Origin of the sequence: Photobacterium chitinilyticum, assembly GCF_004104355.1 — a bacterium.
Lineage (GTDB): Bacteria > Pseudomonadota > Gammaproteobacteria > Enterobacterales > Vibrionaceae > Photobacterium > Photobacterium chitinilyticum.
Genome location: NZ_RJLM01000028.1, coordinates 1 through 7215, shown reverse-complemented (window position 1 = coordinate 7215; position 7215 = coordinate 1). Strand labels below are relative to the sequence as shown.

The window sequence follows — 7215 nt, the reverse complement described above, 5'->3', positions numbered from 1 at the left end:
ACTACATGTGTGGTCCGCCAATGATGAACGCAGCCGTTATCGGCATGCTGAAAGATCTTGGTGTCGAAGACGAAAACATCCTGCTGGATGACTTCGGTGGCTAAATTAGCTGCACCCCAATAAGAAATTGGCTGACCCGCTTCGGGTCGGCCTTTTTTCTAAGTGGTTAAGTCGATAAGCAATACGATTGCGAATATTTACTGCAAAGCAAGGTACTACTAATGAATATTACATTAAAAACAAAACTGGTTTTAGCCAGTGTCGTTGCGATTACCGTGACCGCGGTGTCATTTGGTTTTGTTTCGTATTCTGGCATGAAACAGGAAGCGTGGCGTGCCATTGAAAGTGAAAGTACCAATACGACGCAAGCTCATGCGATGGGCATTGGCAACTGGATGCTAGGGAAAAGGCTAGCGATAGAGGGCCTGAAAGACGCGATTGAAAATGATCAGTCACTCGATATTGTTTCGCATCTTAAACAGACTTATAAGTCAGGAGGGTTTGGATTAAGTTACTACGGGAATGTTAAGGGTGAAATGTTCCGCCAGGACCCGTCGCTCAATAAAGCGGGATACGACCCAAGAACCCGGGGATGGTATAAACAAGCATTTGCCGCCAATGACTTCATTACCACCAAGCCTTATGTCAGCCATACGATGAACACGCTGGTGGTGACGATGGCGGAGCCTGTCCGTAATAATGGTGAGATCATCGGGGTTGCAGCCTCTAACCTAGCTCTAGATGGACTGACTCAGGATGTCATTTCCATGCCGGTGTTGGGTGATGGTTACGCCATGTTACTCGATAGCAGTGGCATCGTTATTGCGCATCCGAATAAAGACCTAGTATTAAAAGATACCGTGGAAATTGGCCAGGGTTTTGCGCTGCAGAATTTGCGTCAGGAAATAAGCTCCAATGGCTTCTTTAAAACCATTGTCGACGGTCGGGAAAAGGCGGTGAAGCTCGAACGTATCCCGAATACAACATGGCTTTTGGTGTTTGTTATGGATCTCGATGTGCTTGAAGCGCCATTGAGAAACATGGTCTTGCAGCAAATGCTGTTTGGTTTGGTTATTTTGCTGGTGATGGGGGCCGGTACCGCGTGGTTTGTTAATCGCCAGTTGGCTGAGTTAGCCAAAGTTAGTGATGCGCTGTCTGATATTGCCCATGGCGAAGGTGATCTGACAGTGAGTATTGATACCCGTAGTAACGATGAGGTCGGAAAGCTTGCGTCGAACTTCAATGTATTTGTTGCACGTTTACATCAGATGGTCACACGATTAAGTGAAATCACTTTAGAGCTTAATCGTTCAGCAACCGATTCAGCGAATGCCGCCGCTCAGCGAAGCGAGAATATCCGTCAGCAGCAAGATGAAATCATCATGGTTGCTACAGCGGTTACCGAAATGGCAAGTGCAACCCAAGAGATTGCAGGTAATGCTGAAAATACAGCTAAAACAGCAGAACATGCAGTAGGGCTGACACAGGAAGGTCACAGTCAGGTGCGTCAAAGCCAGTCATCAATAGGTAACTTGGCTCGTGAGGTTGATAGTGCTGTGACTATTATCGAAGACTTAAACGACCATGCTCAGCGGATCAGTTCTATCTTGGCAACGATTCGTTCAATTGCCGAGCAAACAAACTTATTGGCGTTGAATGCCGCCATTGAAGCCGCTCGTGCTGGCGAACAAGGCCGTGGTTTTGCGGTTGTTGCTGATGAGGTTAGGGTACTGTCACAGCGAACACATACCTCGACGGAAGAGATTCAATCAATGATTGAATCTCTTCAATCAACGACGCAGCAAGCAGTCAGTGTGATGTCTGATAGTCACCATTCGGCTGAAACCAGCGTTAATGATGCTGATGAAGCAGGTGTGAGTATTGAAAGTATTGCCAGCCAGATTAATATGATTAGTGATATGGCGACACAGATTGCGTCTGCAGCAGAAGAACAATCAAGTGTAACTGCTGAAATCAGTCGGAATACAGAAGGCGTACAAGTTGTGGCAAACCAAATGTCGACAGAAGGCCATGCGGCAGCTCAACAAGCCGAAGGGTTGAAAACGCTAGCGGATTCTCTTGAGCAAGAAATCAAACGCTACAAGTTATAATCCTGTCTCTTAATAGTTAGGAAACATTGCGTTTCCTAACTATTCTCATCACATAAACTTTTCTTTGCGAATAAATCTCCCCTCCTTAAATGAATTCTGAGCGACCAACGGTCCTAGTCTCTTGGCGTCTTGCCGTAAAAATAACGTGTATCTATAAATCCAGCAAAGTACAAAATATACTGTTTAGTATATTTTGTACTTTGTGGTACATTGTTTGTATTCCAGTAACGAGTAAGTGAGAAAATGCATGCAAAGCCATCAAACTGATACTGTTAACCATATTGTTAAGCCATTGATCCTTAATGACAAAGAAGTCCGCACTTTGTTGCCGCAGTTAGATATTCAATTTCTGATGAAGTCTTTGTTCCAAGCTCTGGGGCAGAATAGTGCCGTTCAGCCGCCGCAGACGGTGGCCCTGTTTCCTGATAATAAGGGGGACTACATTACTTACCTTGGCGTGATGGCCAAAGAGGGCGTCTTTGGTGCCAAGCTTTCTCCTTATCTGGTTACAGACGAGCAGCCGATCATCACGGCGTGGACGAACTTAATGTCAATGCAGACAGGGCTGCCATTATTGTGGTGTGATGCGGGTCAGTTGACGGTTGAAAGAACGGCGGGGACAACTGCATTGGCGATCAATCATCTGGCTCCGAAAAACAGTCGTCATTTGGCACTGATTGGTGTGGGAAGCGTTGGTCTGGCTCATCTTAAGCATGCGATAGGGCTTCGTGAGTGGCAGACAATTACTCTTTATGCGCCTGAACTGGACAACGACATAGAGCTTCAGGCAGAACTAAAGGCACTAGATTCTCGAATCCATATTCCAGGTTCAGTGGCTTGCTGTGTGGAAAATGCAGATGTGATCATGTTGTGTACATCTTCTGCTCACCCGGTCATTTCGCTAGATGATATCAAGCAATCGGCGCTTATCACTTCTATTAGCACGAATGCCGTTAATGCCCATGAAGTACCGCCAGCTCTTCTTAGTCATGCCGATGTGTTTTGTGATTACAAGCAGACAACACCTGCCAGTGCCGGTGAAATGTGCCTTGCCGCGGCAGAACATGATTGGGACAAGTCACAGATTATGGGTGATTTGGTCGATTTGGAGGCAGGGACATGCCCTCTACCTAATTATGACAAGCCAGTATTTTTCCGCTCGATAGGGTTAGGGCTAGAAGATGTTGCTATGGCTTATGGTATATGGCAACTAGCAAATAAAGAACAGTGATCACGAAGTCTTACTAGATAATTGGATAATAAGGATAGGTTATGCGAATCAAAGAATTTGGTGTTGAGATTTGGATGAACGATTACGAGAACACGTGCCGCTATAACTTGGCGGAGACCTGTGTTGAGTCGTTAACCGTGGAACAGTTACTGGATATGTCAGGTAAGCGTGACAGCATTCTTGAAGAGTTGCTGCCGATGAAACTGACCTACGGAGCCATTGAAGGGTCTGATCGACTTCGCGATAACATCACTGAAGTGTACCAACAACAGCAGCGGGAAAATATTTTGATCACCCATGGTGCTATCGGTGCCAATGCCCTGGTTCACGAAACCTTGGTTGCTCCTGGGGATCGGGTTATCTCGGTTCTGCCTACCTATCAGCAGCATTACTCCATTCCGGAGAGCTATGGTGCTGATGTGCAGGTAATCAAGCTACGGGAAGAGAATCAGTTTTTGCCTGATCTGAGTGAGCTGAAAAAACTTGCGACAGAGAATACCCGCTTGATTGTGGTCAATAACCCGAACAACCCAACGGGTGCGTTGATGGATGAAGCCTTTCTTAAACAGGTTGTCGATATAGCCCGTTCCTGTGATGCCTATTTATTGTGTGACGAGGTGTATCGGGGAACGGATGAAGATGGTGACGGCTTTACTGCCTCCGTCGCTGATATGTATGAAAAGGGGATCAGTACCAGCAGTATGTCCAAGTCTTTCTCTTTGGCAGGCTTACGGCTCGGCTGGATCGCAGGGCCGCTTGAAGTGATTCAGGCTGTCTGTATTCACCGGGACTACAACACTATCAGCGTCGGTATGTTGGATGATCATTTTGCCAGTATTGCGCTAGAGTGCCGTGATGCCATCCTTGAACGCAGTCGTCGTATTTGTAAGGCCAATCGCGCGACTTTGGATGCCTGGGTTGCAAAGGAGCCTTTGATTTCTTATATCAAACCCAAGTCTGGCACCATTGCCTTGCTGAAGTATGACTTTGACATGTCTTCCCGTGAGTTCTGCGTCAGACTCCTTGAGTCGAAAGGCGTAATGTTTACTCCTGGGAGTGTGCTGGAAATGGAGGGTTATGTCCGTATCGGTTATGCTAATAGCCCGCACGTGCTGGAAGAAGGGCTGGCGAAAGTCTCCGAGTTTCTTGCCGAACTTAAGATCTGAACCTGAGGTTAAATTTTCGTGAATTAAACAGAGTCGCCCTCAGCCAAATATAGCTATGACTGGCTGAGGGTGAAGGTGTCTTATATCTTATTTTTTATTTCGCGTAGATAGTTGAAAACTGTCGCTCGGCCCATACCCAGTACATTCGCAATATAGTCGGCTGAGCTTTTACCTTTAAATGCTCCTTCCTCATATAATGCTTCCACCAGCACTCGCTTATCTTTTCTGGAAAGGGTAGGGATAGTTAAATTCATATTGGCTAACCATAAGTGAATAAAGCTGTTGACCTTCTCTTGCCAGTCATCATGAAACAGCTTTTCCGGTTGCGGGATCAGATTTTTCATTGGCAGAAGGAGCTCCAAGGCTTCTCGGGCAGCTTCAATCGGAGCGGTACTCATATTAATACATAGCATACCGATGGGAGTATTCTGGTCATCCCGTAATACAACACTGGTTGAACAGATTTTCTTACCGTCCCAATTGAGTTTCTCGTACGGTCCGATCACAGCTTCCGTCTGCTCAAAATTGACGTCATCCAGAGCGGCTGGATCGCCGATGTTTCGCTTAGAAATATTATTGGCGATATGTACCACACTCTGACTTTCCAGATCATGGATGATGACTTCGACATAATCAGAGAACAACAATGCGATGCCGTCAGCGACAGACGCATAACGGTGTAAGAGTAACTCAGCATTTGTTTGCATTTTTTACTGTTTCCCCTGACTGGTAAAGCTCAACAACCCCAAATAATGGTGGGCATACTACCGAGCTGCATCATTTTTGTATAGAGGGAGTTGCCTAGCCTGCTAGATCAAAGGTTTGATTAAAAGTCTCATAAGCTAGTTCATTATTAATGTAGCTAAATAATGGACTAGCTTAATAATTTCGCTCACAAAAACGCAACATTCAAATGGCTGTTTGTTGATAATTGGTTGGGGGTATCTAGTTATAGGTTTAAGGCTCGACTGCTCGATACCTGCTTGAGTTTTAAGTATTTAGTAGCTGAATTTCGAATGGCGCTGCCAACCGAGTAGCGAATATCCAATGGCGTGAAATAGTATGTGGCGGCTTCTAGATACAGGGAGTGAATCAGCTGTGACTGAAATGGACAATAGTCAGCAGCAGGTGGTCAACATGGCGGAAGATGCTAATCAAGCACTGCCATCTATTACCGAAAAGGTAGCTTGGGCATATAAGTATTAATCTAACTGGTTGGGTGAACAATTATTATCAATTTGAATCATGGTTTCGCTGCCATTAGACTGCAAGGATCAGAGATGGTTTGGATGAAGGCTACATGACGCAAGCGGTTAGAAGTGTTCTGGCAATAAGTGATTTAGGATCAGGTCTGGAACGCTCCGAGCGTGATTACTTGACCCTAACAATACGGCAAGGGGAGCATTTGGCTATTTCAGGCCCATCAGGGTGTGGTAAAACTAGTCTATTGCAAGTGCTTGCCGGATTACGACCGGCTGTTAGCGGCTCATTCTTCTGGCAAGGAAGACCTGTAGACGCTGAATCATTGTCTTGGTGGCGGCAGCAGTTTTGTTATTTGCCGCAACAAGCAGTGATGGGAGCAGAAGATATTGGTGAGGTGCTGCGTATTCCGTGGCGCTTGAAGGCGATGACATCCACGGTACCAGACAATAAGCAATGCCAGTCAGTTCTTGAAAAGCTAGCCCTCCCGCACCCTCTGAGTCAGCCCGTTGCCCAGCTGTCTGGCGGTGAGAAGCAACGACTGGCGATTGCCAGAGCAATATTGATGGCACGACCGTTATGGTTGCTTGATGAACCGACATCCGCCCTGGATCCGGATAGCCGGGATAAGGTTATTGCATTGTTGTCCGAGCAACCCCTGACAATGGTTTCTGTCTCGCATGACCCGGTTTGGTTGCAAGCTTGTCAGTATCAACACTTAATGGAGGCAAACCATGGATAATGCATTGAATATTAGCAATTTTGCATTAGGTGGCTTCTATCTGCTGCTGTTGATCCCTCTTTTTTTATTTCACCGCTGGCAGCTTGGGCTTAGTCGAGCGCTGGTTGAAGCAGCACTGCGAATGACACTACAACTTGCAGTTGTGGGTCTGTATTTACAAACACTGTTTGAGTTTCAGAATTTGGGGCTAAATGTCCTGTGGTTATCCGTGATGGTGATCGTCGCCGGATACAGTATTTGTCGCCGGGCTGAGGTCAAGCTGAAGATGGTTATGCCAGCCGTGATAGCCGGTCAAGTAGTGGCTTTACTGGTAATCTTGCCAGCATTATTGGCTGGCGTTATCCAGGCTGAACCTTGGTGGCAGGCTCAGTATATGATCCCGGTCGCCGGGATGTTACTCGGTAACTGCCTGACGGCGAATGTACTGGCGATCGAACGTTGGTACAGTAGCCTGCGGGAAAAACAAAATGAGTATCAGTTTTATCTTGCGATGGGCGCGCCGGCTCCGGTGCAGCCGTTTATCAAAACAGCGGTAAAGGCAGCGTTGGCACCTCAGCTGGCATCAATGACCACCCTCGGTATTGTTAGCCTTCCGGGAATGATGACTGGCCAGATCCTTGAAGTGGCATAGTTAATTTGGCCACCTGATTAGAGGTGATATCATCACCTCACAACTGAACAGGTGACACAATGACCAAACGTACCAGAAGAACATATAGCCCTGAGTTTAAGCTTGAAGCTGCTCAACTTGTCCTTGACCAAAAT

At 46.5% G+C, this 7215-nt stretch carries 6 protein-coding genes and 1 pseudogene; 6 read left to right on the top strand and 1 reads right to left on the bottom strand.

Annotated features, from left to right (window positions below; all coding sequences use genetic code 11):
• Positions 1–221: 221 nt before the first annotated feature.
• The 3 genes from EDI28_RS25175 (at position 222) to EDI28_RS25165 (ending at position 4508) form a co-directional block, all read left to right on the top strand.
• On the top strand, positions 222–2111 hold the full coding sequence (locus tag EDI28_RS25175; protein WP_128786610.1) for a methyl-accepting chemotaxis protein: 1890 nt from the start codon (positions 222–224) through the stop codon (positions 2109–2111).
• A gap of 247 nt (positions 2112–2358) precedes the next feature.
• A complete protein-coding gene (locus EDI28_RS25170; RefSeq protein ID WP_128786609.1) occupies positions 2359–3342 on the top strand; it encodes an ornithine cyclodeaminase family protein in 984 nt (327 codons plus the stop codon).
• Between the two features lie 41 nt (positions 3343–3383).
• The gene (locus tag EDI28_RS25165) at positions 3384–4508 is read left to right on the top strand and encodes an aminotransferase (RefSeq protein WP_128786608.1); all 1125 of its coding nucleotides are present in this window, start codon (positions 3384–3386) and stop codon (positions 4506–4508) included.
• Between the two features lie 80 nt (positions 4509–4588).
• Here EDI28_RS25165 and EDI28_RS25160 read toward each other — a convergent pair whose 3' ends face one another.
• Entirely contained in the window at positions 4589–5215 is a 627-nt protein-coding gene (locus EDI28_RS25160; protein ID WP_128786607.1) for a helix-turn-helix transcriptional regulator, read from the bottom strand.
• A gap of 355 nt (positions 5216–5570) precedes the next feature.
• On the opposite strand from EDI28_RS25160, the gene EDI28_RS27050 reads away from it, so the two are divergent.
• The 3 genes and pseudogenes from EDI28_RS27050 to EDI28_RS25150 form a co-directional block, all read left to right on the top strand.
• Positions 5571–5714: a hypothetical protein gene (locus EDI28_RS27050; RefSeq protein ID WP_164918623.1), complete on the top strand. Its 144-nt coding sequence runs from the start codon at positions 5571–5573 to the stop codon at positions 5712–5714.
• A gap of 94 nt (positions 5715–5808) precedes the next feature.
• The gene (locus EDI28_RS25155) at positions 5809–6450 is read left to right on the top strand and encodes an ABC transporter ATP-binding protein (RefSeq protein WP_128786606.1); all 642 of its coding nucleotides are present in this window, start codon (positions 5809–5811) and stop codon (positions 6448–6450) included.
• Positions 6443–7069, top strand: a pseudogene (locus tag EDI28_RS25150) (ABC transporter permease); the annotation flags it as partial. The gene EDI28_RS25155 and the pseudogene EDI28_RS25150, both read left to right, overlap by 8 nt.
• Positions 7070–7215: the final 146 nt, after the last annotated feature.